Raw genomic sequence first — 1,610 nt, forward strand, 5'->3', positions numbered from 1 at the left:
CTGGTCCGGTGGGTGGCGTTGAAAGTGGGTCTGAGGATGAAGCCTCGTGCCTCTGATTGCCATCGCTGGCCTGGCCACGGATGCCCCGGATGAGGGAAGTAGGCCGACCCTGCGAGGTCGGGCCTGGTTGCAGCACATGAGTGGGAGCCGTCGTCAGGACGCTCGCCTCCTTGGGACCGTGGTCGATCGTGTCGCCGCCCGTGCGGCCTGCCGGACTGTCCGGCAGGCGGATGCGGGAAGGGGCTGGTATGGACCGGCGGCTGATGGGAATCGATCTGGGTATCGCTTCGGCGCACACGGTGCGGGTGCTCGACGGTGCAGGCCGGGAGGTGTGCCGGCGCCGCTGCGTGCCGACGGTGGACAGCCTGGCCGCGATCGAGCAGGCGGCGCTGGCCGGCGCGGCGGGGGGAACCCGGCTGGAGGTGGTGATCGAGCCGACGGGTCCGGCGTGGCTGCCGGTGGCGGTGTGGTTCACCGCCCGTGGGCACCTGGTGTTCCGGGTGTCCAGCGCGAAAGCCGCCGACCTGCGCCGGTTCCTGTCCCGGCATGCCAAGTCCAACGGCATCGACGCCGACACCCTGGCCCGGCTGCCGCTGATCGACCCGCGCGGGCTGCGGCCGCTGCGGCTGCCCGGCGCGGAGCAGGCCGCACTCGACCGGCGGGTGCGGGCGTGCGACCGGCTGACCAGGACTGCGGCCGAGCACAAGGTGAGGATCAAGGACCTGGTCCGGCAGCTGATGCCCGACACGCCGCTGACCGGTGACCTCGGCCAGGCCGACCTGGCCGTCCTCGAACGCTTCGCCGACCCGCGCCTGTTGCTGGCCGCGGGTCCCGACGCGCTCACCGCGCTGATCACCGACGTGTCCCGCAACCATCAAGGCGCGATCCGTGCCCAGCGATGGATCACCGCCGCGACAGCAGCCGTCCAGCTCTACGGCGACCACCCGGCCATGGCCTACACCGACCTGGCCGCCGAAGTAGTCACCGAGGTCAGGCTGCTGCGCGCCGTCGAAGCCGAGCTGGCCGAACACGCCACCGCACGCGAGGACGCCTACCGGTGGGCCGACCCCGGCCGCCACGCCCGCAGCCTGCCCGGCCTGGGCGAGGTCGGCGCACCGGCACTGACCGCCGTCGCCGGCGACGCGACCCGGTTTCCCACCGGCGCGCACTTCAAGTCCTACCTCGGCCTGGCCCCACGCGCCTCGGAGACCGGAAACACCGACCGCAAAGGCCAGCCCATGTCCAAAGCCGGATCCAGACTGGCCCGTGTCACCCTCGTCCGCGCCGCCGACCACGCCCGCAAACAAGATCCCCAGCTGGCAAAGGTCTACTACACCCAGATGGTCGAACGCGGCGCCGACCACCTCAAAGCCCTCTGCGTCGTCGCGGCCCGGCTGGCCGAGCGGACCTGGACCGTCCTGCACCGGCGCATGCCCTACGTCATCTGCGACACCGACGGCACCCCGGTCACCCCCGCCGAGGCCAAGAAGATCATCGCCGAACGGTGGACCGTCCCGGCCGACGTCAGAGCACGCCGCCGATCCCGAAAGACGCAGGTGGGGAAGGCCCCTCAGCAAGTCCACGCGGGACATGCCAGGTCAGACGCGCGA

General features: G+C 71.7%; 1 protein-coding gene. It reads left to right on the forward strand.

The genetic code is table 11. From position 1 onward, the window contains the following. Nucleotides 1–263 precede the first annotated feature (263 nt). On the forward strand, nucleotides 264–1,610 hold a 1,347-nt coding region (locus QEZ54_RS36170), incomplete at its 3' end, for an IS110 family transposase (protein ID WP_281309300.1).

Source organism: Catellatospora sp. KI3 (assembly GCF_029948125.1).
Taxonomy (GTDB): Bacteria; Actinomycetota; Actinomycetes; order Mycobacteriales; family Micromonosporaceae; genus Catellatospora.